This is a genomic window from Flavobacterium pedocola, from assembly GCF_053764385.1.
Genome location: NZ_JBSNCR010000003.1, coordinates 17,272 through 38,722, shown reverse-complemented (window position 1 = coordinate 38,722; position 21,451 = coordinate 17,272). Strand labels below are relative to the sequence as shown.

The 21,451-nt window shown below is 40.9% G+C and carries 21 protein-coding genes; 16 read left to right on the top strand and 5 right to left on the bottom strand.

Annotated elements, in window-relative coordinates; all coding sequences use genetic code 11:
- Positions 1-12: 12 nt before the first annotated feature.
- Together ACWPKD_RS07230 and ACWPKD_RS07225 are read left to right on the top strand one after the other, a co-directional pair.
- Positions 13-1,104 (top strand): acyloxyacyl hydrolase, encoded by a 1,092-nt coding sequence (locus ACWPKD_RS07230; protein ID WP_455412011.1) that lies wholly within the window; start codon positions 13-15, stop codon positions 1,102-1,104.
- A 2-nt stretch (positions 1,105-1,106) separates the two neighbouring features.
- The gene (locus ACWPKD_RS07225; protein WP_455412010.1) at positions 1,107-1,847 is read left to right on the top strand and encodes a GIN domain-containing protein; all 741 of its coding nucleotides are present in this window, start codon (positions 1,107-1,109) and stop codon (positions 1,845-1,847) included.
- Between the two features lie 7 nt (positions 1,848-1,854).
- On the opposite strand, the gene gldA is transcribed toward ACWPKD_RS07225, so the two are convergent.
- Positions 1,855-2,754: a gliding motility-associated ABC transporter ATP-binding subunit GldA gene (gldA, locus tag ACWPKD_RS07220; RefSeq protein ID WP_455412009.1), complete on the bottom strand. Its 900-nt coding sequence runs from the start codon at positions 2,752-2,754 to the stop codon at positions 1,855-1,857.
- A 113-nt stretch (positions 2,755-2,867) separates the two neighbouring features.
- On the opposite strand from gldA, the gene ACWPKD_RS07215 reads away from it, so the two are divergent.
- The 10 genes from ACWPKD_RS07215 (at position 2,868) to queA (ending at position 14,209) form a co-directional block, all read left to right on the top strand.
- Positions 2,868-3,791, top strand: coding sequence for a M20/M25/M40 family metallo-hydrolase (locus tag ACWPKD_RS07215; protein ID WP_455412008.1), 924 nt, complete (start codon positions 2,868-2,870; stop codon positions 3,789-3,791).
- Positions 3,792-4,023: 232 nt separating this feature from the next.
- A complete protein-coding gene (locus ACWPKD_RS07210) occupies positions 4,024-4,845 on the top strand; it encodes a prephenate dehydratase (protein ID WP_455412007.1) in 822 nt (273 codons plus the stop codon).
- Between the two features lie 40 nt (positions 4,846-4,885).
- Positions 4,886-5,974 (top strand): chorismate mutase, encoded by a 1,089-nt coding sequence (locus ACWPKD_RS07205; protein WP_455412006.1) that lies wholly within the window; start codon positions 4,886-4,888, stop codon positions 5,972-5,974.
- 67 nt (positions 5,975-6,041) lie between these two features.
- The gene (gene rsgA, locus ACWPKD_RS07200; RefSeq protein WP_455412005.1) at positions 6,042-7,022 is read left to right on the top strand and encodes a ribosome small subunit-dependent GTPase A; all 981 of its coding nucleotides are present in this window, start codon (positions 6,042-6,044) and stop codon (positions 7,020-7,022) included.
- 20 nt (positions 7,023-7,042) lie between these two features.
- Entirely contained in the window at positions 7,043-7,495 is a 453-nt protein-coding gene (gene dtd / locus ACWPKD_RS07195) for a D-aminoacyl-tRNA deacylase (protein WP_455412004.1), read from the top strand.
- A gap of 51 nt (positions 7,496-7,546) precedes the next feature.
- Positions 7,547-9,451 (top strand): DUF3857 domain-containing protein, encoded by a 1,905-nt coding sequence (locus ACWPKD_RS07190; protein WP_455412003.1) that lies wholly within the window; start codon positions 7,547-7,549, stop codon positions 9,449-9,451.
- 6 nt (positions 9,452-9,457) lie between these two features.
- Complete coding sequence (locus ACWPKD_RS07185; RefSeq protein WP_455412002.1) at positions 9,458-11,470, top strand: transglutaminase domain-containing protein; 2,013 nt, start codon at positions 9,458-9,460, stop codon at positions 11,468-11,470.
- A gap of 2 nt (positions 11,471-11,472) precedes the next feature.
- Entirely contained in the window at positions 11,473-11,799 is a 327-nt protein-coding gene (locus ACWPKD_RS07180) for a nucleotide pyrophosphohydrolase (protein WP_455412001.1), read from the top strand.
- A 1-nt stretch (position 11,800) separates the two neighbouring features.
- A complete protein-coding gene (locus ACWPKD_RS07175; protein ID WP_455412000.1) occupies positions 11,801-13,030 on the top strand; it encodes a 3-phosphoshikimate 1-carboxyvinyltransferase in 1,230 nt (409 codons plus the stop codon).
- Between the two features lie 129 nt (positions 13,031-13,159).
- On the top strand, positions 13,160-14,209 hold the full coding sequence (gene queA / locus ACWPKD_RS07170; RefSeq protein ID WP_455411999.1) for a tRNA preQ1(34) S-adenosylmethionine ribosyltransferase-isomerase QueA: 1,050 nt from the start codon (positions 13,160-13,162) through the stop codon (positions 14,207-14,209).
- A 49-nt stretch (positions 14,210-14,258) separates the two neighbouring features.
- Here queA and ACWPKD_RS07165 read toward each other — a convergent pair whose 3' ends face one another.
- Positions 14,259-14,702: an SRPBCC family protein gene (locus ACWPKD_RS07165; RefSeq protein WP_455411998.1), complete on the bottom strand. Its 444-nt coding sequence runs from the start codon at positions 14,700-14,702 to the stop codon at positions 14,259-14,261.
- A gap of 210 nt (positions 14,703-14,912) precedes the next feature.
- Between ACWPKD_RS07165 and kynU the strand changes: the two genes are divergently transcribed.
- The 4 genes from kynU to ACWPKD_RS07145 all read left to right on the top strand — a co-directional run bounded on the left by kynU (position 14,913) and on the right by ACWPKD_RS07145 (position 19,300).
- Complete coding sequence (kynU, locus tag ACWPKD_RS07160) at positions 14,913-16,196, top strand: kynureninase (protein ID WP_455411997.1); 1,284 nt, start codon at positions 14,913-14,915, stop codon at positions 16,194-16,196.
- Positions 16,197-16,222: 26 nt separating this feature from the next.
- The gene (locus ACWPKD_RS07155) at positions 16,223-17,299 is read left to right on the top strand and encodes an agmatinase family protein (protein ID WP_455411996.1); all 1,077 of its coding nucleotides are present in this window, start codon (positions 16,223-16,225) and stop codon (positions 17,297-17,299) included.
- A gap of 128 nt (positions 17,300-17,427) precedes the next feature.
- Positions 17,428-17,814 carry a glycine zipper family protein gene (locus tag ACWPKD_RS07150; RefSeq protein WP_455411995.1) on the top strand — a complete coding sequence of 129 codons (387 nt, stop codon included), beginning with the start codon at positions 17,428-17,430 and terminating at the stop codon, positions 17,812-17,814.
- 142 nt (positions 17,815-17,956) lie between these two features.
- Complete coding sequence (locus ACWPKD_RS07145; protein ID WP_455411994.1) at positions 17,957-19,300, top strand: FAD-dependent oxidoreductase; 1,344 nt, start codon at positions 17,957-17,959, stop codon at positions 19,298-19,300.
- A 20-nt stretch (positions 19,301-19,320) separates the two neighbouring features.
- Here ACWPKD_RS07145 and ACWPKD_RS07140 read toward each other — a convergent pair whose 3' ends face one another.
- Genes ACWPKD_RS07140 through ACWPKD_RS07130 form a run of 3 tightly spaced genes read right to left on the bottom strand, consistent with a single transcriptional unit; the run spans position 19,321 to position 21,413 of the window.
- Positions 19,321-19,686: a cupin domain-containing protein gene (locus tag ACWPKD_RS07140; RefSeq protein WP_455411993.1), complete on the bottom strand. Its 366-nt coding sequence runs from the start codon at positions 19,684-19,686 to the stop codon at positions 19,321-19,323.
- Between the two features lie 12 nt (positions 19,687-19,698).
- The gene (locus ACWPKD_RS07135) at positions 19,699-20,151 is read right to left on the bottom strand and encodes a YybH family protein (protein ID WP_455411992.1); all 453 of its coding nucleotides are present in this window, start codon (positions 20,149-20,151) and stop codon (positions 19,699-19,701) included.
- Between the two features lie 20 nt (positions 20,152-20,171).
- Positions 20,172-21,413 carry a PKD domain-containing protein gene (locus ACWPKD_RS07130; protein ID WP_455411991.1) on the bottom strand — a complete coding sequence of 414 codons (1,242 nt, stop codon included), beginning with the start codon at positions 21,411-21,413 and terminating at the stop codon, positions 20,172-20,174.
- Between the last annotated feature and the right edge of the window lie 38 nt (positions 21,414-21,451).

Below are 21,451 nucleotides of genomic sequence, written 5' to 3'. Positions count from 1 at the left end.
TCAAAACCCAAAATGCGTTTTTTAACCTACTTACTACTAGTTGTTCCGTTTCTGGTTTTCGCTCAGGAGAAACCCATGAAACAGTATTCGGTGGACGTAAATTATTTTTACGGAAGCATCCTGCCGCACCATACCAATATCCTTCATTTAATTAAAGGGCATCCGGAAGGGACCATTGTTAGTTTCAACCGCAAAACTTTCGGTTCTAAAAAATGGGAATCCTGGTATAATTATCCCGATTACGGTTTGTCTTTTCAATACCAAGACAATAAAAATCCGGAACTTGGGAATTTATATGGTCTTTACGGACATTTTAATTTTTATTTTCTGAGCAGACGACTGCAGCTTCGCGTTGGACAAGGGCTTGCGTATAATTCCAATCCCTACGACCGTGAAACAAATTATCGGAATTTAGCTTACGGAGCACGTTACATGCCTTCAACCTATTTCATGATTAATTATCACAAGCCAAACCTCTGGAAAGGCTTCGGGGTTCAGGGAGGACTTAATTTTGTGCACCATTCCAATGCTAATCTGAAATCACCAAATACCAGTACGAATACCATTGCAGTTAATTTTGGTGTGAATTACGAATTACCGGTGAAAGATTCCATCCATTACATCAAACAGGAGATGGATGCGTTTAAGGAACCTGTCCGCTATAATTTTGTTTTCCGATCCGGGATCAATGAAAGCGATGTGGTCAACAGTGGCCAATATCCTTTTTATGTAGCCTCTTTTTATGTGGATAAACGCATCAATCGAAAAAGTGCGCTTCAATTGGGTACCGATGTTTTCTGGATGATGTACCTGAAAGAGTTTATCCGTTACCAGGCCATAGCGTATTATGAACTGGGGTATGATGGTAATGCCGACTACCGAAGAGTTGGGGTTTTTGCGGGACATGAATTATTTATTGATAAATTAGCGATCGATACCCAGATGGGCTATTATGTTTACGATCAGTCCAATAAGTTTGGGAAAGTGTATCAGCGTTTGGGAGCCAAATATTATTTTACCAAGAACCTGTCTGCAGGTTTGAGTTTAAAAACACACATTTCAAGAGCCGAAGCACTTGAATTTGGAATAGGATTACGTTTATAGTTATGGGGAGAAAATTATTTTTATTGCTTGTTCCGGTTTGGTTTTTGGTTTCCTGCAGTTCGGAAATCATGCCGGCCTGTTACCGTAAAGCAGGAAGTGCTGTGACGGTAGAGCAGGAAGTGCCTTTTTTTGACAGCATCAATATTGGTGAAGGTGTAGAACTTATCGTGAAACAAGGAACCGAAATAAAAGTTCAGCTAATTGCGGGGGGAAATGTAATTGATGAAATGGAGGCTATCGTGACGGACAATACCTTGTTTGTTAAGAACAATCTTGAGTGCAGTCTCGGAACTGTATCTGCAGTCAAAGCCGTGGTTACGGTGCCGGATCTGAAAAAAATTTATTCCTCCTCCCAATTCAATGTGAGCTCCGACGGTGTTTTAAACTTTCCTAACCTGAATTTACAACAGGGCCTTTTTGGCAAAACGGCGTCCAATATTTTTACTCTTGATGTGGTTTGCAGCCAGCTTGTGGTGGAAAACAACAACACGACTATTTTCAGGATTAAAGGCACCGTAAATAATCTTTTGGTTTCCTTTTATGGTGGCGATGCGCGTTTTGAAGGAACGGATTTAACGGCTCAGGAAGTTTTTGTGTTTCAAAGAAGTTCCAACGACATGATTTTAAAACCCATGACTAAAATCGAAGGGAATATCTACAGTAACGGAAACCTGATTTTGCTCAACCATCCGGCTGTGGTAAATGTGGCCCAGCACTACACTGGTCATATCATTTACCAGTAAAAAAGAATTATTTCTTTGTTTTTTCGCGGAAAATCTGCTCCAGGTTTTTGCTTTTCAGGGATAGCTGAAGGGTACGCAATCCGTTGTTTTGGGCAAAATCGAATACTTTTGAACGCATGTCTTCATCGGTTTCAAAGGTCAATTCCCAAACCGTGTTCTGAAGGTTTCGGTAACTTTTGATATTAGGTAAGGTTGCCAATAAATCCGCTGTGATTTCTTTATCGAATTCCACCTCAATGATTTGTTCGGTCACTTCGGAAACCAGATTGTCCAGATTTTTGTCCGTAACGATTTTTCCCTGATTGATGATGATCACACGGTCGCAAATTGCTTCCACTTCCTGCATGATATGCGTGGAAAGGAAAACGGTTTTATCTTTCCCGATGTTTCGGATCAAATCACGGATTTCCACCAACTGATTCGGATCCAGTCCTGTAGTCGGTTCGTCCAGAATCAAAACCTGTGGGTTGTGCAGTAAAGCAGTGGCTAAACCTACACGCTGACGGTATCCTTTGGAAAGTTCGCCTATTTTTTTGTGGCTCTCCGGAGTCAGTCCGGTTAAAGTAATTACTTCTTCAATTCGTGCGCGATCGGCTTTATAGACATCGGCATTGAAGGCTAAATATTCACGAACGTATAAATCCAGATACAACGGATTGTGCTCCGGTAAATAGCCAACGGCTTTCTGTACCTCTTTTTGCGAAGTAGCTACGTCAAATCCGTTTACAGAAGCTGTTCCTCCATCGGCACTCAGAAACGTGGTAAGGATTTTCATTAAAGTGGATTTTCCGGCTCCGTTTGGACCAAGAAACCCTACGATTTCCCCTTTTTTTACTGAAAACGATACGTTGTCCAGCGCTTTCTGTTCGCCGTAATTTTTGGAAATATTCTGAACTTCAATAGACATAATTCGTGATTTGAAGCAAAAATAACAAAATAAATGGATTAAATAATTTTAGCTGTGAAGGATATATTTTTACATTTACGGAAAAGCCTTAGTTTAGGATAAAATTACAGTTTATGAAGAAAACAGGATTGCTGTTGTTGCTTTTGGGCTCATTTGGTTTTAGCCAGAAGAAGCCGGTTATTCAGGCATCAGAAGTAGTGCGTATTGAAACCGTATTGGCATCGGACAAAATGCAGGGAAGGGAGATTTTTAGCCCGGGAATTGATTCGGCGTCGGCTTTTATCGAAAAAGAGTTTCAAAAAGCTGGACTTTCATTTTACGGAGATCTTAAAAGCTATCGTCAGGAGTTTGAGGTAAAAGGAAGAAGAGCCAATAATGTAATCGGGATCGTGCCCGGCAAAGCAAAACCAAATGAATATGTGATTTTTTCAGCACATTATGATCATTTAGGGATGCGGGAAGAAGGAGAGGATAAAATCTACAACGGCGCCAACGATGATGCATCCGGAACTGCGGCAGTTGTCACACTGGCCAATTATTTCATAGCATTGAACCAAAATGAACGCACCTTGATTTTTGTGGCTTTTACCGGAGAAGAGACCGGTGGTTTCGGCTCCAGGTATTTTTCAAGGAATATAAATCCCGATGCGGTGGTGGCCATGTTCAACATCGAAATGATCGGCACGGAAAGCAAATGGGGTAAAAATTCAGCTTACATCACAGGGTTTGAAAAATCCGATTTCGGTGCGATACTGCAAAAGAACCTGAAGCAAACTGATTTTAGGTTCCAGCCCGATCCATATCCTAGCCAGAAATTGTTTTACCGTTCCGATAATGCCACTTTGGCCGTTTTAGGGGTTCCGGCGCATACCATTTCCACTTCTAAAATGGATTCTGAGTACAATTACCACCAATTAAGTGATGAGGTGGAAACCCTGGATATGAAAAACATGACCGAGATTATCAAAGCCATTGCCCTAAGTTCGGAAAGCATCGTGAACGGAAAAGATACACCTACAAGGGTTCCGAAAAGATAAAGATTTAATTTTTTTCAGAAACAGGTATTTTTATAAGTAATTTTTACTAGCTTTGTCATTCAAATAATTGAGAAATAGTTCAATGAACGCAAATAACCAATTTTATAGCTACAATTCTTTTTATTTCTTCTGGAAAGGGGAAAGGGATTGTCGTATGGTTATTTAATTGAAAGAGTACTTATAACTATTATATACAATCCCGATGTTTCATCGGGATTTTTTTTTGACTACTATGAAAGAAAAAGTTGCCATTCAGGGGATTAGGGGGTCGTTTCACCATCAGGTGGCGCAATCCTATTTTGGGCCCGACGTCCGTTTGGAAGAGTGTGTCTCTTTCAGGGATGTGATTTTGAGTATGCAGGAGCACACTTCGCAAAAAGCGGTAATGGCGCTGGAGAATTCCATTGCGGGATCCATTTTACCTAATTACACTTTAATCGATAACAGTGATTTGCAGATTACCGGTGAATTCTTTCTTGATATCCACATGAACCTGATGGCGTTACCGGGACAGACCATAGAAGATATCAAAGAAGTGCATTCCCACCCGATTGCTTTGCTGCAATGTGCTAATTTTTTCAACCAGTATCCGCACATCCGTTTGGTTGAAAGTTCCGATACGGCAATTACCGCCAAACGTATTTTGGAAGGACAATTGCTGGGAATTGGAGCCTTGGCAGGACCCTCGGCGGCGGAAATCTATCAATTGAATATTATCGCAAGTGGCGTCCATACCGTTAAAAGCAATAAGACACGTTTTGTGATTTTAAATACGGGTGAAGTGGCAGCCAATAAAGAAAAAGTGAACAAAGCCTCGGTCCGTTTTGAGTTGGATGATACACCGGGATCGCTGGCAACCGTCCTGAATGTTTTGAACAACTGTAAACTGAACCTGACCAAAATACAGTCGATACCGGTAATCGAAACACCTTTTAACTATTCCTTTTTCGTAGATGTGGTTTTTGAGAAGTACAAACATTTTGAGAAGGCCAAAAAGCTCATGGAGATCATGACTACCCATTTTAAAGTTTTAGGGGAATACCAAAGAGGCTAAAAACGAATGAATTAATTAATTTTGCAACAGCATAAACAGTATGGAAAATAAAAAAGAACTAAGAAACTGGTTAGACGATTTCAATTTGTCACATCCGCTTGTAATAGCAGGGCCTTGCAGCGCAGAAACCGAAGAGCAGGTTATGGCGGTGGCGCACGAACTAAAAGATTCCGATGTGTCGATTTTCAGGGCCGGCATCTGGAAACCAAGAACCAGACCGGGAGGTTTTGAAGGGGTTGGAGAGATGGGCCTGAAATGGTTACAGCGCGTAAAAAAAGAAACCAATTTGCTGATAGGGGTTGAGGTGGCCAATGCCCAGCATGTGAAAGCTGCGTTAGCACACGATGTAGATGTGTTGTGGATAGGCGCGCGAACGACGGTAAATCCGTTTGCGGTGCAGGAAATCGCCGATGCATTAGCCAACACCAATAAAATTGTATTGTTAAAAAATCCGGTCAATCCCGACTTATCGTTGTGGTTGGGTGGATTGGAACGTTTATATAATGCCGGAATTCAGAAACTTGGCGTGATCCACCGTGGGTTTTCTACTTATGAGAAGACCAAGTACCGAAACATCCCGGAATGGCAGTTGCCGATTGAACTGCAAAGCCGTTTTCCCGATTTGCCCTTGATTTGCGATCCATCCCATATTTCCGGCCGACGCGATATGATTCTTGAAGTGTCGCAACAGGCACTGGATCTGAATTACGATGGTCTGATGATCGAAACGCATTGCGATCCGGACAACGCATGGAGTGATGCTGCACAACAGGTTACCCCGGAAGCGCTGAAACGGATCTTTATGGATTTGCGTATCCGTAAGATTACCGATGAAGCCGATGATTACAACCAGAAGTTAGGTGTCTTGAGAACCCAGATCGATGAAATCGACAGTAAATTACTTGAAATTTTAGGCAAGCGTATGCTGATAGCCGATAAGATCGGGGCACTGAAAAAAGAGAAAAACGTAGCGGTTTTACAGAACCAGCGCTGGAATGAAATTCTTGGGAAAATGGTATTGGAAGGCGAACAGAAAGGTTTGAGTGAGGAATTTATCCTGAAAATGTTTAAGGCGATCCACCAGGAGAGTATCAGTCATCAGGAGAAAATCATCAATAAAAATCATTAAAAATGGTGATAACGAAATCGCTGAAAATAGTGATAGAAGCTAATTTGAGAAAGTTTATCTTTGCAGCATGACAGGAATCGTTTATAAATCTACCGGAAGCTGGTATACCGTAAAAACTAAAGACGGATCGTTTTTGGAATGCCGAATCAAAGGCAAATTCCGGATCAAAGGGATTAAAAGTACCAATCCGGTCGCTGTGGGTGATGTAGTGGATTATGAGCTGGAGGAAACCGCCGACGTGACCACCGGAACGATTACCAACATTCATGACCGAAAGAATTATATCGTACGTAAATCGGTAAACCTGTCCAAACAGACACATATTATCGCTTCGAATATTGATGTCGTTTTTCTTTTGGTAACGATCAACAATCCGCCAACCACTACAAGTTTTATCGATCGTTTTCTGGTAACGGCGGAAGCTTATGGGATTGAAGCGGTACTGGTGTTCAATAAAATAGATACTTTTGATGAGGCGACTCTGGACGAACAACTTTACCTGCAGTATATTTATTCTCAGATAGGTTACAAATGCCTGCGTGTTTCGGCCCAACAGCATAAAGGTTTGGAAGAACTGAAGGATATGATGAAAGGAAAAGTTTCGATGTTTTCGGGTCATTCCGGGGTTGGGAAATCTACCTTGGTCAATGCGTTGGAACCGGGGCTGAACCTGAAAACCAAAGCGATTTCGGAACAGCATCAGCAAGGGCAGCATACTACTACTTTTGCGGAAATGTTTGATTTGTCCTTCGGGGCGGAAATCATCGACACGCCGGGTATCCGAGGCTTTGGGATTGTGGATATGGAAAAACAGGAGATCGGAGATTATTTTCCGGAATTTTTTGCCCTGAAAGACCAGTGTAAATTCAACAATTGCCTGCATAAGGAAGAACCGCATTGTGCCGTGAAAGCTGCATTGGAAAAAGACGAAATCGCCTGGTCGCGTTATAAAAGTTACCTACAGATCCTTGAAGGTGATGACGAGCATTACCGCGGGGATGATTATGCCGCCGATCGTAAAGCCAGCGACGATACCAGACAATCCTAAATAATAATCCCCAAATTGATTTGAAAGCAGTAATACAAAGAGTTTCCCAGGCATCCGTTACTATTGACAGGGGAATCGCAGCGAACATACAGAAAGGTTTATTGATTTTAATAGGAGTGGAAGATGCTTCCACTAAAGAAGATATCGCCTGGCTGTCGTCTAAAATTGTAAATCTCCGTGTGTTTGGCGATGAAAACGATGTAATGAATCTTTCCGTTAAAGACATAGACGGGGAGGTAATCGTAGTGAGTCAGTTCACGCTGCATGCCTCTACCAAAAAAGGCAATCGCCCTTCCTATATAAAAGCCTCAAAACCAGATGTTGCCATTCCCATGTATGAAAATTTTGTACAGCAAATGGAAGCCGATTTAGGCAAAAAAGTGCAAACCGGAACTTTTGGCGCAGACATGAAAGTGGCCTTGGTTAACGATGGCCCGGTCACCATAATTATTGATACTAAAAACAAAGAGTAGTCGTTATAATCATAAGAAAAATCTTTTATTTTTGTTTCCAAATTGTTTTTTATGAAAAAAATCATTTTGTCTCTTCTGTTTGTTTTAATCAGTACATTTTCTTTTGCTCAAAAGGCAGATTACCAACAGCTTATAAATACGCCGGAACTAAAGGAAAACGCTAATAGTATTGTCTCGGAATCCGTAACACAGGTTATGGTGAACAGTCAGAAATCGGTAACGGTAAAAAATAAAAAAGTGATTCTGGTTTTAAATGAAGCAGGATTTAAAAACGTGGATGCGGTTGTTCATTATGACAAATCGGTTAAGGTAAAAAACATCGAGGCCAAAATGTTTGCTATTTCCGGAAGAGTGCTTAACAGTTTCCGAAAAGATGAATTTAAGGATGTAAGCGTAGCGGACGGTGTTTCGATTTTTACCGACAACAGAATGTTGTATCTGGATTATACGCCTACCGAATATCCTTTCGTTATCGTTTTTAATTGTGAGACGGAAAGTGAGAACACCGCAATGCTTCCTGCCTGGTATCCGATAGACGATCTTTATGAAAGTGTCGTGAAATCAAAATACACCATAGAATATCCTGAAAATCTCGGGTTTCATTACAAAGAGCAAAACCTGCAGGGGTATGCAGTGGTTAAACAGGAGCAGCCAAATAAACTCAGTTTTGTTTTGGAAAATTCTCCGGCGTTGAAAACGGAAGAATATGCGTTGCCGTTCGAGAAAACCGTTCCGAACGTGAGTTTTGCTTTGGAGAAATTCAATCTGGAAGGTGTTGAAGGCGACACTAAAAACTGGCGTGATTTCGGGAAATGGATTTCGGACAACCTGCTTAAAGGCCAGGATGAGCTTCCGGAGGCTACCGTAAGTAAAATCAAAAGCCTGGTTGGTAGTGAACAGGATAATCTGAAGAAAGCCCAGATTGTTTACGAATACGTTCAGAACAAAACACGCTATGTAAGTGTACAGTTGGGAATTGGGGGCTGGAAACCCATGGCTGCTAAAGAAGTGGATAAATTAGGATACGGAGACTGTAAAGCGCTGTCCAATTATACGATGGCTTTGCTCAAAGCGGTGGATGTGCCTTCTTATTATACTATTATTTACGCTGGCAGCCAGCCAAAGGATATCGATCAGGATTTTGTTTCGTTACAGGGGAACCATGCTATTTTAGCACTTCCTTACCAGGGTAAAAATTATTTTCTGGAATGCACCAGTCAATCGGCGCCCTTCGGATTTGAAGGCAATTTTACCGACGGACGTTATGCTCTTTTGGTCAAGCCGGAAGGGGGAGAAATGGTGAAGACCAATACCTATGAAAATCAGTTAAATTCAAAAATTACAAAAGCCAAATATACCATAGATGCTGCCGGTGGGCTTACTGCAGGTGTGTCGATGGTTTCCAAAGGGATTCAGTACAACGCAGTATACCCGATTCAGAAGTTGTCCCATGATAAAATCGTGGAGCATTATAAAACCGAGCTGGATGTACTGAAAAACCCTGATATCCAGAAGTATGCTTTTCAGAATGATAAAAAAGAACTGTCCTTTAAAGAAGAACTGGAAGTAAAATCAAAGACGTTTGCGGACATTTCCGGCGGGCGCATGATTTTTCCGCTGAATGCCTTCAATCAGATCAATACCATTCCCCAACGTTACAGAGCCCGAAAACACATGTTTCAGATCCTGCGCGGCTTTTTTGATACGGAGGAATACGAAATCACTTTGCCGGACAATTATGCAATCGAAGCTTTGCCTCAGGACACAGAAGTGACAGATGTTTTTGGAGAGTATAAAGTGAAAATTGAAAAAATAAGTGCTTCCAAAATCCTGTATAAAAGGACTTTTTTGCTCAAGGCGGGAAAATATGAAAAGGAGCATTATGAAGGTTTCAGAAAATTTAAAGAACAGTTGGCCAAATTGGAGAACAGTAAAATTGTATTAATCACTAAATAAAAACAGATGAAAGGGTTTGTTACAGCCGTATTATTTTTACTTCTGAGCCTAAATGGATTTGCTCAGAAATATGATTTAGGAAAAGTTACGATAGACGAATTAAAAGAGAAACAACATCCGAAAGATACTTCGGCAGTGGCTGCTTTTTTGTTTAAAAAGGCGGAAGTGACTTTTGATTACAGAGAGGATGATGGATTTGTAATGGTAACCAAAGCCTATTTTAAAATTAAGATATACAAGAAAGAGGGTTACGAATTGGCCAATCAGGCGGTAAAGTATTATAATGATGGGGACCTGAAAGAAAGAGTTCAGATTTCAGATGCGGTAACCTACAATTTGGTGGATGGTAAAATTGTTAAATCACGTTTGAAAAGTGACGGGGAATTCGATGAGGTGATCAATAAATACTGGTCTCAAAAAAAGATTACCATGCCTAACGTGAAGGAAGGTTCCATAATTGAATTCCAATATACGACCAAAACAAAAGATTTTTCATCCATTGATAAGTGGAAATTTCAGTCCAACATCCCGGTCAATTTCACGGAATATGTGACATACATTCCGGAATATTTCACCTATAATGCGTTTCAAAAAGGATTTTTGGAGCCTAAGATTTTTAAAGAAACAAAAGAAAGAAGAATCGGTTTTTCAGAAACGGTTGGAAAAAGCACTGGTCTTGGAAATGTTGATGACCGAAGAATGAATAGCGGCGTCAGTTTTAATGAGCATAAAACCGTATATCAGTTAACCGATGTGCCTGCCTTAAACGGGGAAGCGTTCGTAAATAATATCAATAATTACATTTCAAGTATATCACATGACTTGTCCAAGGTTCATTATCCTGGCAGCATGCCCAAGAATTTTTCAACCGATTGGGAAACCATCGTCCAAAGAATTTACGAAAACCCCAAGTTTGGTTCAGAGTTGAACACTAAAGGGTATTTCGAAGAGGAAGTTACCAAAATCCTGCAAGGATTAACCACGCGTGATGAGAAGATCAATGCAATTTTTAATTATGTGAAAACGGTTATGAAATGGGACGGTTATTTTGGGTATTACTGTGATGCAGGTGTTAAAAATGCCTTCAAAAAGAAAGCAGGAAACTCGGCCGAGATAAACCTGATGCTTACCGCCATGCTTCGATATGCCGGATTAAGCGCCAACCCGGTATTGATCAGTACCCGTTCAAATGAAATAGCCTATACACCTAACGCGAATGCCTTTAATTATGTAATTGCCGCTGTTGAAATTGAAAACGATCTAATTCTTTTAGATGCAACCGACAAAAACAGTTTGCCGAACATACTTCCGTTGCGAGACCTGAATTGGTTTGGAAGGATTATCAGAAAAGAAGGGTCATCGGCTACGGTTGAGTTAATGCCTAAGACTATTTCGAAACAGCTTACCAATGCCATTTTGTCTATTGATAAAGAGGGTAAACTTAGCGGTAATGTCAGAGAGCAGTACTTTGATTATGAAGCATATTCCTTTAGAGATAGTTATGGCGCCATGACGCAGGAAACCTATCTTGAAGAGCTTGAAAAAAGCAATAACGGAATTGAGGTTGGGGAATACAACGTTACCAATGTTAAAGATTTGTATAAACCGGTTGTGGAAAATTATTCTTTCACCAGTTCCAATTCCGTTGAGATGATTGGTGACAAAATGTACTTTAGTCCGATGTTGTTTTTTGCATGGGAGAAGAATCCTTTTGTACAGCAAAACCGTCAGTATCCAATAGATTTCGGGTATCCGAGCCAGAACAAATATGTGATCAGTATCAATATACCTGAAGGCTATGCGGTGGAATCAGTTCCGGAGGCTAAGTCGATTTCATTGCCAGGCTCATTAACGGCCTTTAAATTTAATGTAAACAAAACAGATAAACAGATTCAGTTGATGGTCAGCAGAGATTTTAATTCCCCCATTATTCCTGCCGAGTATTACGAATCCCTAAAACAGTTTTTCGATATTGTAGTGAAAGCCGAAACCGAAAAAGTAGTTCTTAAAAAAGTATAAGTATGGACATCAAAAACGCACAGCAAGAGGTAGACAACTGGATCAAAAACCACGGCGTTCGCTATTTTAACGAGTTGACCAATATGGCGCAGCTTACCGAAGAAGTAGGTGAAGTGGCCCGTATCATCGCCCGTCGCTATGGCGAGCAATCTGAAAAAGAAAGCGATAAAAACAAAGATTTAGGCGAAGAATTAGCCGATGTGGTTTTCGTGGTTTTGTGTTTGGCCAACCAGACCGGCGTAGACCTACAGGCTGCTTTCGACAAGAAAATGGATTTGAAAACCAAACGCGATCACGACCGTCATCACAACAACGATAAATTAAAATAAATTGGACTTACTTCTTAGCACTTCCAGCTGTCACCAACAATCGGCTATCAGTATTTCAGGTTCCAAATCCGAAACGAATCGGTTGTTGCTGTTGCAGGCGTTATATCCGGACATGGTTTTGGACAACTGTTCGCATTCTGATGATTCCGTTGTGATGGCCAAAGCTTTGGAACATCCTTCAGGAACCATCGATATTCATCACGCCGGTACAGCCATGCGTTTTCTTACGGCCTATTTCGCCGCACAGGAAGGCAAAGCCGTTTTGCTGACGGGTTCTTCCCGAATGAAAGAGCGTCCTGTAAAAATCCTGGTGGAGGCGTTACGTCAATTAGGGGCTGAGATTCAATACGAAGGCAACGAAGGTTTTCCACCATTGCGGATTACCGGGAAGAAAATCACGGAAAAAAAAGTATCGCTTCCGGCGGATATCAGCAGCCAGTATATCTCCGCATTACTGTTAATAGCGCCGAAACTTGAAAACGGCCTGGAGCTTAGCCTGGATGGAAAAATCACTTCCATTCCGTACATCCAAATGACGTTGGCACTGCTTAACGGATTGGGGGTTGCCACGACTTTTGAAGGCAATACGATTACGGTTTCACCACTTGACATGATTCAGGATACGCATTTTACCGTCGAATCGGATTGGTCTTCCGCGTCATATTATTTCTCAATAGCGGCGATGTCACCCATCGGGACAGAAATTAAATTATCCAGTTATAAGAAGGATAGTCTTCAAGGTGATTCGGTATTGGTTAAGATTTACCGTGATTTAGGCGTAGAAACGCTTTATACCGATACGGAAATCCTTTTGAAGAAAGTTGAAAATACAACGATAACCACACTTGCCTGTGACCTGAACAATTCGCCGGATATTGCCCAAACCATAGCTGTAACCTGCTTCGGATTAGGAATCGGATGCGAGTTGACCGGTTTGCATACGCTGAAAATTAAAGAGACCGACAGGCTTTTGGCATTACAGAACGAACTCGGCAAACTTGGTGCGGCCGTTTCCGTTACAAATGATGCTTTGTCACTTGAAACCAACGGAAAAATCAATTCAGGAATAAAAATCGGTACCTATCAGGATCATCGTATGGCAATGGCTTTTGCGCCGCTGGCTTTGAAAACGGATATTTTAATCGCAGAAGCCGAAGTGGTGTCCAAGTCGTATCCGGATTTCTGGAGCGATCTGAAGAGTATTGGTTTTCAGGTTTCCGAAGTAGTGTAAAGCGTTGTTGCTTGGGGGAATCCGTTTCCGGTTGTCGACTTTTTTAACTTTCTGACTAAATAAATCCCAAAACACTTGACAACGCCTCTTTCACGATAGTATATTTGCACTCAATTAAAAACAAGTAAAATGAAGTTATCAAATTTCAATTTTAACCTTCCGGCAGAATTGTTAGCCGAATTTCCAGCAGAAAACAGAGACGAAGCCCGTTTGATGGTGGTGAACCGAAAAACACAAACCATTGAACATAAGTTATTCAAAGATATTTTGGATTATTTCGATGAAGGCGATGTAATGGTGTTGAACAATACCAAAGTATTCCCGGCACGTTTGTACGGTAACAAAGAAAAAACCGGAGCGAGAATTGAGGTTTTCTTATTAAGAGAATTAAATGCGGAACAGCGTTTGTGGGATGTTTTGGTAGATCCTGCGCGTAAAATCCGTATCGGAAATAAATTATATTTCGGAGATGACGATTCGTTAGTTGCTGAAGTAATCGACAACACGACTTCAAGAGGAAGAACCTTGCGTTTCCTTTACGACGGTTCTTACGAAGAATTCCGTACTAAATTATTGGAATTGGGAGAAACACCAATCCCTAAATACATCAACCGTGAAGTGACTCCGGAAGATGCAGAGCGTTACCAGACGATTTATGCCAAAGAAGAAGGAGCGGTAGCGGCACCAACAGCCGGTTTGCACTTTTCTAAACATCTAATGAAGCGTTTAGAGATCAAAGGAGTGAATTTCGCTGAAGTGACACTACACGTAGGATTGGGGACTTTTAACCCGGTTGAAGTGGAAGATTTGTCGAAACACAAAATGGATTCCGAAGAAATGACCATTTCCCAGGAAGCTTGTGATGTGGTAAACAGAGCGAAAACCAATAAAAAACGTGTTTGTGCTATCGGAACGACTACTATGAGAGCCATGGAAAGTTCGGTATCGTCTTCCAAAACGTTAAATCCATTCACGGGATGGACCAACAAGTTCATTTATCCACCGTATGATTTCAGTGTAGCGGATTGCATGGTAACGAATTTCCATACACCTAAATCGACGTTATTGATGATGATTTCAGCTTTCTGCGGACACGATTTAATGCGTAAAGCTTACGATGAGGCCATCAAAGAAGGATATAAATTCTATTCTTACGGAGATGCAATGCTGATTTTATAAGCAGGCAAAAAGAATATAAAAGAAAAGCGTTCAGAAATGAACGCTTTTTTTATGGCTGGCTCTCGGCAAATTTTTTGAAGCTCTCCAGATATTTCATGCTCTGTTTTTTAAACAGGCCCGGCATCAGTAAAGCAAACATTTTCATGACGAAATTGTTTTTGATGATAAATTCATTTTCGGTTCGGTATAGGGTTTTGGTATCGGAAACAGCAATGAAACTATTCTTGATATTGTTGGTTACCCCATCCATTTCGTAAGTACCGCTGAATTCTTCCGGCAGGTTTCTTACCGTAACGGTTTCGGTCATTTCCATACGGCGTTTGCCCATTTTGAATTTCAGTAATGATTTGGCGCCGGGTTGGCCGGGTGTTCCGCTAAGAGGTTCAAAGCTTTCAAGGCCTTCCATCCATTTGGTGAGATTGTCGGCATTATCAAACAATTCTATTACCCTATTGACCGGTTGATTGATTTCAACTTCACAATTGTATTTCATATTTTTTAGATTGGTGAATCAAATATAAAGAATATGATTTATATATAATAAACTATGTTTACAGGCTTGAAAATCAAGGGTTGAGAATTGTGATATTGTTTCGTTTGTAACGAATGAATCAAGGTCTGTTATAAAAGCATATTGGTGTAAAAAAATAACAAATTGTTATTCTTAATTTTTCCTATTTTTGCGCCACCAAAAAACATAATAATGACATTTGAGAATACCAGGGAATTTGCACAACAATTAGATGCAAAGGACGAGTTAAGGAAATACAGGGAAGAATTTATTTTTCCCCAGGTTAACGGAAAACAGGTTATCTATTTTACGGGAAACTCTCTTGGATTACAACCAAAAAGAACCAAGGCTTATGTAGATGAGATTATGACGGATTGGGCCAATTTAGCCGTTGAAGGTCATTTCTATGCAGACAAGCCATGGTGGGATTATCAGGAACGTTTTGCTGCACCTTTGAGTGAAATCGTTGGGGCTAAATCCAGTGAAGTTACGGTAATGAATACCTTAACGATCAATCTGCATTTACTGATGGTTTCGTTTTACAGACCAACTCCCAAAAAATACAAGATCATCTGCGAGGAGAAAGCCTTTCCAAGCGACCAGTATATGTTGCAGAGCCAAGTGGATTTTCATGGTTTTGATGCAAAAGATGCCATCGTGGAAATCAAACGCCGCCAGGGAGAACATAATATTCGTCTCGAAGATGTTTTGGCCAAAATTGATGAAGTAGGAGATGAGTTGGCTTTGGTTTTAATTGGAGGTGTAAATTATTATACCGGTCAGGTTTTCGATATGAAAGCGATTACCGATGCAGGTCACAAATATGGAGCTTATGTAGGATTCGATTTGGCGCACGCAGCCGGAAACATTAAAATGCATTTACACGACTGGGGTGTGGATTTTGCCGCCTGGTGCAGTTATAAATATATGAATTCAGGTCCGGGGAATGTGTCCGGGATCTTTGTACACGAAGCACACCACAACGATACAGAATTGCCGCGCTTTGCCGGTTGGTGGGGCCATAATAAGGAAAGACGTTTTCTGATGGAGCCTAAATTCGATCCGGTACGCGGAGCAGAAGGATGGCAGGTAAGTAATTTACCGGTAATTTCCCTGGCACCGTATTTGGCATCAGTTGAAATGTTTGCTGAAGTGGGAATGGACCGATTAATCAAAAAACGCGATCAGATTACCGCTTATCTGGAATTCATCCTGCATGAAATCGATAAAGAGATCGACGGAAGCGAATTTGAAATCATCACACCTTCCAATCCGGAGGAAAGAGCCTGTCAATTATCCGTGTTTCTTCACGGACAAGGAAAAGCCTTGTTTGAATACCTTATGAAAAACGGGGTCATCACAGACTGGCGCGAACCGAATGTAATCCGTTTGGCACCGGTGCCGTTCTACTGTTCTTTTGAAGATATGTATGAATTCGGTCAGATTTTGAAAAAGGGAATTCTAAATAAAGCGTAAATTTGCGTTTTAATTGACTTCATAAAATGACAAAACAACAAATATTAGACAATTTCGATCCGTCACAACCCGGATTGGCAGATGCTACTGTTTTCGGATTGCCGTTTTCGGCAGAGCAAAGTGAAATTATTGTGGTTCCGGTGCCTTGGGAGGTAACAGTGAGTTACGGAGCAGGTGCTTCGGAAGGCCCCGAGGCAATCATGGACGCTTCTTTTCAGGTGGATCTGAACCATCAGGAATTTCCGGAATTATGGAAGCTTGGGATTTATATGGATGAAGTGCCATCCCACTGGGCTAAAAATTCGGAAAAATATAAAGGATTGGCACAACCTATCATCGAAGCTCTTGAAGCTGGTGAAGATGTGTCGACTTTCCCCGCATTACAATCGGATTTGGATAAAATCAATAAGGCTTGTAAAGAGATGAATGAGGAGGTGAAAAACCGCATTCTTCATTGGATGAACCAAGGGAAAAAAGTGGCGCTTTTAGGAGGAGATCACAGTACACCGCTTGGTTATTATCAGGCATTAGCCACTAAATATGACAGCTTCGGGATCCTGCACTTGGATGCCCACATGGATTTGCGTATTGCCTATGAAGGGTTTACTTATTCGCATGCGTCGATTATGTACAATGCCTTACAGATTCCACAGATTTCCAAAATAGTTCAGGTAGGCATCCGTGATTTTTGTGAGCAGGAAGTGGATGTGGCTTTAAAAGACCGCGTTTTGGTACATACCGATATGGATTTAAAACAGGAAACCTTTGAAGGGAAAACCTGGCAGGAACAATGTGATGCGATTATCGCTTCCTTACCGGAGAAAGTGTGTATTTCATTTGATATCGACGGAATGTATCCTTGGTATTGCCCGAACACCGGAACGCCGGTACCGGGAGGGTTTTCATTTGAGCAGGCGGCCTATTTATTAAGTCGTTTAGCGGAAACAAATAAAGAGATCATCGGTTTTGATTTAGTGGAAGTGGCACCGGGTGAAGATGACTGGGACGGAAATGTGGGAGCAAGAATGTTGTTTCACATGTGTGGTGTATTTGCCAAATCCCAAAAACTTGAGGTCGGGAAACGAATCAAATTCAACAGATAAAAGATAAAGCGGACTTCGGTTCGCTTTTTTTATGGGTATTGAAATAATGAAAATTTTCATAAAAATCATGTAACAGGATTGCTGGCAATAGGTTGTTACTTTGTTAGTGTACTTTAAAAACAAAGATTATGAAAAAGCTAGTTGTTTTGGGAATGTTGTTTATGACGATACTTTCCTGTAAGGATATGCAGAAGGAAAACGAAGCAGAAACCGCAAAACAGGCGGCTATTGATTCCATGAAAATGGAGATGGAGAAACAGCGTATCATCGACTCAGTGAAAATCGCCGAAAGCAATAAAAAAGAAGTTGTTGTCGTGAACAACGGTTCTCAGGCTCCTCAGCGAAAAAAAATGAGCGGCGCGGCTAAAGGAGCGCTTATCGGGGCTGGTGTCGGTGCGGTTACCGGTGCGGCCGTTAGTGATAAAAAAGCCGAAGGCGCCATTATTGGTGCTGCCGCAGGTGCCGGTGTTGGCGCCGGTACGGGTGCTATTATTGATGAAAAGAAGAAAAAATAAGAAGTCAGATGGATGAAAAAAACGCGTTATAAAAATGACGCGTTTTTTGTTTGTACGGCAATAGTATTTTTGTGTAAATAAATGTAAAAAGGATAGTACGTTTATTGAAAAAACATAAATTTGTAGAAAAGTAAATTCTGCAATGCAAACTCCCCAAAAAATAGCCGTAGTGGGCTCCGGATTAGTAGGAACACTATTGGCGATTTACCTCAAGAAAGCGGGTCATACGGTTCATGTCTACGATAGAAGCCCGGATCTCCGCAATGTCGCTTTTTCAGGACGCTCCATTAATTTGGTCATGTCAGACAGAGGTTGGAAAACACTTCAGGATATCGGGTTGGATGAAGAAATCAAGAAAATAGGCATCCCGGTAGACAAACGTGCGATTCATGCGTTGGGGAAAGAATTAAGTTATCAGTACTACGGAAAAGACGGTGAAGCGATTTTTTCATTATCGAGAGGTGTGCTTAACCGCAAAATGGTCGATTTGGCCGAAGCCGAAGGTGTTGATTTTTTCTTTAGCAAGAAAGTCTGGGATGTTACACTGGCAACTGCTACTTTACATGAAGGTGAATCGGAAAGAGGCGAGTGGGAAGAATTGGATTACGATATTGTTTTTGGGGCCGATGGAGCTTTTTCGAGAGTGCGCCACAGAATGCAGCGTCAAAGTATGTTCAATTATTCGCAGGATTTTATTCCGGTTGGCTATAAAGAATTACATATTCCGGCTAACGAAGACGGAACCCATAAAATCGATAAAAATTCCCTTCACATTTGGCCAAGAGGTGAGTTTATGCTCATGGGACTGGCCAATCCGGACGGAAGTTTTACCTGTACCCTTTTTATGCCGCATCAGGGCGAAAATTCTTTTGAAAAGCTAAAAGACAAGGAAACCCTGGTTGCTTTTTTTGCCAAACATTTCCCGGATACCAAAGAAGTGATTCCGGATTTGGTGGAAGACTTTTTTAAAAACCCGACCAGTTATCTGGTAACCATGAAATGTTATCCCTGGACCTACGAAGATAAGGTAGCGTTAATTGGTGATGCTGCCCATGCAATTGTTCCGTTTTACGGACACGGGATGAATGCCGGTTTTGAAGATATTACGATTTTAAACCGATTGATGGAGAAACACGGAAACGACTGGTTGACGATTTTCAAGGAATACGAACAGTCCCGTAAACCAAATGCCGATGCCATAGCGGAATTGTCCTATCGTAACTTTATGGAAATGAGTTCAAAAACGGCCGATGCAAAATTCCATCTGCAAAAGAAAATTGAAAAATGGTTTTCAGACAAACATCCGGATAAATGGGTGCCGTTGTATAGTCGCGTGACGTTCAGCCATCAGCCTTATTCGGAGGCTTTGGCGGAAGGTGATAAGCAGAACCGCATCATGGAAGAGATTTTAAATATGGAAAGCATAGAGCAAATTTGGGATACCGAAGTTATAGAACAGCGTATACTGGAGTTGTTAAAAAAATAAAGAGGCCTTAGCCTCTTTTTTTATTCGTCTTCCCGATGCACCAAATCCATGCTGAAAGCCGGTGTGCAGATCGCAATGTATTCACACGGCTCGTCAAAAGGATTAGAATATTGCACGCGGGCATTTCGTTCAATTTTGATGGATTGCCCTGCCTCAACAATTACCGTTTCCCCTTCTATGATAAATTGCTTTTTCCCTTTAATAATATAGGTGTATTCGTCGAATTCCGGTGTCTGGAACGGCTCACTCCAGTGTGGAGGCGCTACCATATGGGCGATGGAAATGGCTTTGTTTTCGGTGGTCGCCATGCCGTGATGTTCTTCGATCAGCTTGCCGTCCGTGGTGGGAACCACAAAAGGCGCGTTTTGGATAAAGTATTTTTTCATCGTTTTTAGATTTTAATCCCAAACATATTTCCAGCTTCCGTCCGTTTGTCTTTTCCAGACTGTATGGAAAATACCTTTATGGATTGTAGCTTTTCCGGTAGAGTCTTTAACGGTCCAGTTGTATTTTCCGTAGGTGTAGGCGATGTCGCCTTTTTCGGAAACCGATACAAAATCCGGTGCCCAGGTAACGGATGCCTTTTTGAATTTCGGATTGGAATAATAGTTTCGGATGCTTTCTTTGCCGTTAATTAAGGTGTCTTTTTCCCTTTTGATGATGGCATTGCTGTCGGCATACTGATAAAATCCTTCGGCAAGTCCTTTTTCGGCTACCATTTTTTCAAAATCTTTTTCTGCCTTAATAATTTCTGCCTTGTAATCAGGTTTTTGTTCTGAATTTGGTTTACAACCGATGAGTATAATTGTCAATATCAAAGCTGTAACAAGTGTGGAATTTCTTTTTTTCATAGTTGTTCTTAAAAATAAAACTACTCTTTTAATAGTTTAATTATACAGTCTTTCGTCTCTGTTTTTATTATTAAAAAATAGATCCCACTGGTAAGATAAGAAACATCAACACTGTTCTCTGTAATGTTGTTTTCTGATTTAACCTTTTGTGTAAGGGAATTGTAAATCTCAATTTTTTCAATTTTATTTTTAGAATTAATATTGAGTTTGTTTGTCGCAGGATTTGGGAAAACTGTTATTTCCTTGCTTACACTATTCCAGTCTTCATTTGATAAAGTGTTTAAAACAATGATTTTTTCATTGGTAACGCCGCATTTAGTAACCCTTAATGTAACAGTGTAGGCTCCGTTAGTAGTATAGATATGGGTGGGATTTTGCTCCAACGAAGTTGTTCCGTCCCCAAAATTCCAAAGATAACTTAAGGCGTTAGTAGAGTTGTCCTGAAACTGATATGTTAATGTGTTTATTTGGTTAATGGCAAAGTTGGCATTGGGGTCATAATTTCCAACATTCCATTGCGGTAAATGGTTGTAAACAATATTTTTTACTGTATTTTTTATTATGGTGGCGTCATTTATTGATAAAGAGGAGTTGTAGGTAATTAGAGTAGGGTCTAATCTATATAAAACCGTATAAAAAGTACACGCTGCGGCATAAGAACCTAATAAAGACGGATGGCTTTGGTCGCCAGAATATAAGTTTAATTCTGGATGAGTTGTTCTAAGATTGCGCCAAACCGCACCTACAGGGAAAACGATAGCCTGATTGTCGTTTGCCATTGCCATGTAGCGGTCATGTAACAAATCGTCCATTCCCTCATAAGTACAAACAGGCGGATTTGTTGCACAATTATCGCTATCGCCATTTTGTCTGCCCCACGTCATGTAGAAAACAGTTTCGGCACAGGGGTTGTATTGTAAAATGGTTGTGTTTAAAGATTGCGCATAGGGGTAGACCATTGTTTGTACCTCTTCAATTGGAAAGGAAGGGAGCTGGCTTTGTTCCTGTAGTACCACAAAATCCCAGTTTCCCTGTTGTATTTTGCTTAGGGTTGTGGCATTTGTACTGTGCCCCTGTAAAGTATAGCCGCCAGGAGTGTTGCTGTCATAAGTCATGGTGTTTCCTGTGGATTGCGCCATTGAGGCTACTAAAAAAGGTAGGTCATTTGAATAGGTATAACTGTTTCCTATAAAAAGTACTTTTTTGTTTTGCTGGGCAAAAGCGCATTGAAGAATTAACAGAAGGAAAGTAATTATTCTCATAACTTTATAAGATCAGTTCTTAAAAAATGAAAAATACA

What these genes read in the sequence shown, in the direction of transcription:
- ACWPKD_RS07225 (WP_455412010.1), top strand. Translation starts at nt 1,107, where the DNA reads ATGGGGAGAAAATTATTTTTATTGCTTGTTCCGGTTTGGTTTTTGGTT.
- queA (WP_455411999.1), top strand. Translation starts at nt 13,160, where the DNA reads ATGAAGTTATCAAATTTCAATTTTAACCTTCCGGCAGAATTGTTAGCC.
- ACWPKD_RS07230 (WP_455412011.1), top strand. Translation starts at nt 13, where the DNA reads ATGCGTTTTTTAACCTACTTACTACTAGTTGTTCCGTTTCTGGTTTTC.
- kynU (WP_455411997.1), top strand. Translation starts at nt 14,913, where the DNA reads ATGACATTTGAGAATACCAGGGAATTTGCACAACAATTAGATGCAAAG.
- ACWPKD_RS07130 (WP_455411991.1), bottom strand. Translation starts at nt 21,413, where the DNA reads ATGAGAATAATTACTTTCCTTCTGTTAATTCTTCAATGCGCTTTTGCC.
- ACWPKD_RS07150 (WP_455411995.1), top strand. Translation starts at nt 17,428, where the DNA reads ATGAAAAAGCTAGTTGTTTTGGGAATGTTGTTTATGACGATACTTTCC.
- ACWPKD_RS07165 (WP_455411998.1), bottom strand. Translation starts at nt 14,702, where the DNA reads ATGAAATACAATTGTGAAGTTGAAATCAATCAACCGGTCAATAGGGTA.
- ACWPKD_RS07145 (WP_455411994.1), top strand. Translation starts at nt 17,957, where the DNA reads ATGCAAACTCCCCAAAAAATAGCCGTAGTGGGCTCCGGATTAGTAGGA.
- gldA (WP_455412009.1), bottom strand. Translation starts at nt 2,754, where the DNA reads ATGTCTATTGAAGTTCAGAATATTTCCAAAAATTACGGCGAACAGAAA.
- rsgA (WP_455412005.1), top strand. Translation starts at nt 6,042, where the DNA reads ATGACAGGAATCGTTTATAAATCTACCGGAAGCTGGTATACCGTAAAA.
- ACWPKD_RS07185 (WP_455412002.1), top strand. Translation starts at nt 9,458, where the DNA reads ATGAAAGGGTTTGTTACAGCCGTATTATTTTTACTTCTGAGCCTAAAT.
- ACWPKD_RS07215 (WP_455412008.1), top strand. Translation starts at nt 2,868, where the DNA reads ATGAAGAAAACAGGATTGCTGTTGTTGCTTTTGGGCTCATTTGGTTTT.
- ACWPKD_RS07205 (WP_455412006.1), top strand. Translation starts at nt 4,886, where the DNA reads ATGGAAAATAAAAAAGAACTAAGAAACTGGTTAGACGATTTCAATTTG.
- ACWPKD_RS07210 (WP_455412007.1), top strand. Translation starts at nt 4,024, where the DNA reads ATGAAAGAAAAAGTTGCCATTCAGGGGATTAGGGGGTCGTTTCACCAT.
- ACWPKD_RS07135 (WP_455411992.1), bottom strand. Translation starts at nt 20,151, where the DNA reads ATGAAAAAAAGAAATTCCACACTTGTTACAGCTTTGATATTGACAATT.
- ACWPKD_RS07155 (WP_455411996.1), top strand. Translation starts at nt 16,223, where the DNA reads ATGACAAAACAACAAATATTAGACAATTTCGATCCGTCACAACCCGGA.
- ACWPKD_RS07180 (WP_455412001.1), top strand. Translation starts at nt 11,473, where the DNA reads ATGGACATCAAAAACGCACAGCAAGAGGTAGACAACTGGATCAAAAAC.
- ACWPKD_RS07140 (WP_455411993.1), bottom strand. Translation starts at nt 19,686, where the DNA reads ATGAAAAAATACTTTATCCAAAACGCGCCTTTTGTGGTTCCCACCACG.
- ACWPKD_RS07190 (WP_455412003.1), top strand. Translation starts at nt 7,547, where the DNA reads ATGAAAAAAATCATTTTGTCTCTTCTGTTTGTTTTAATCAGTACATTT.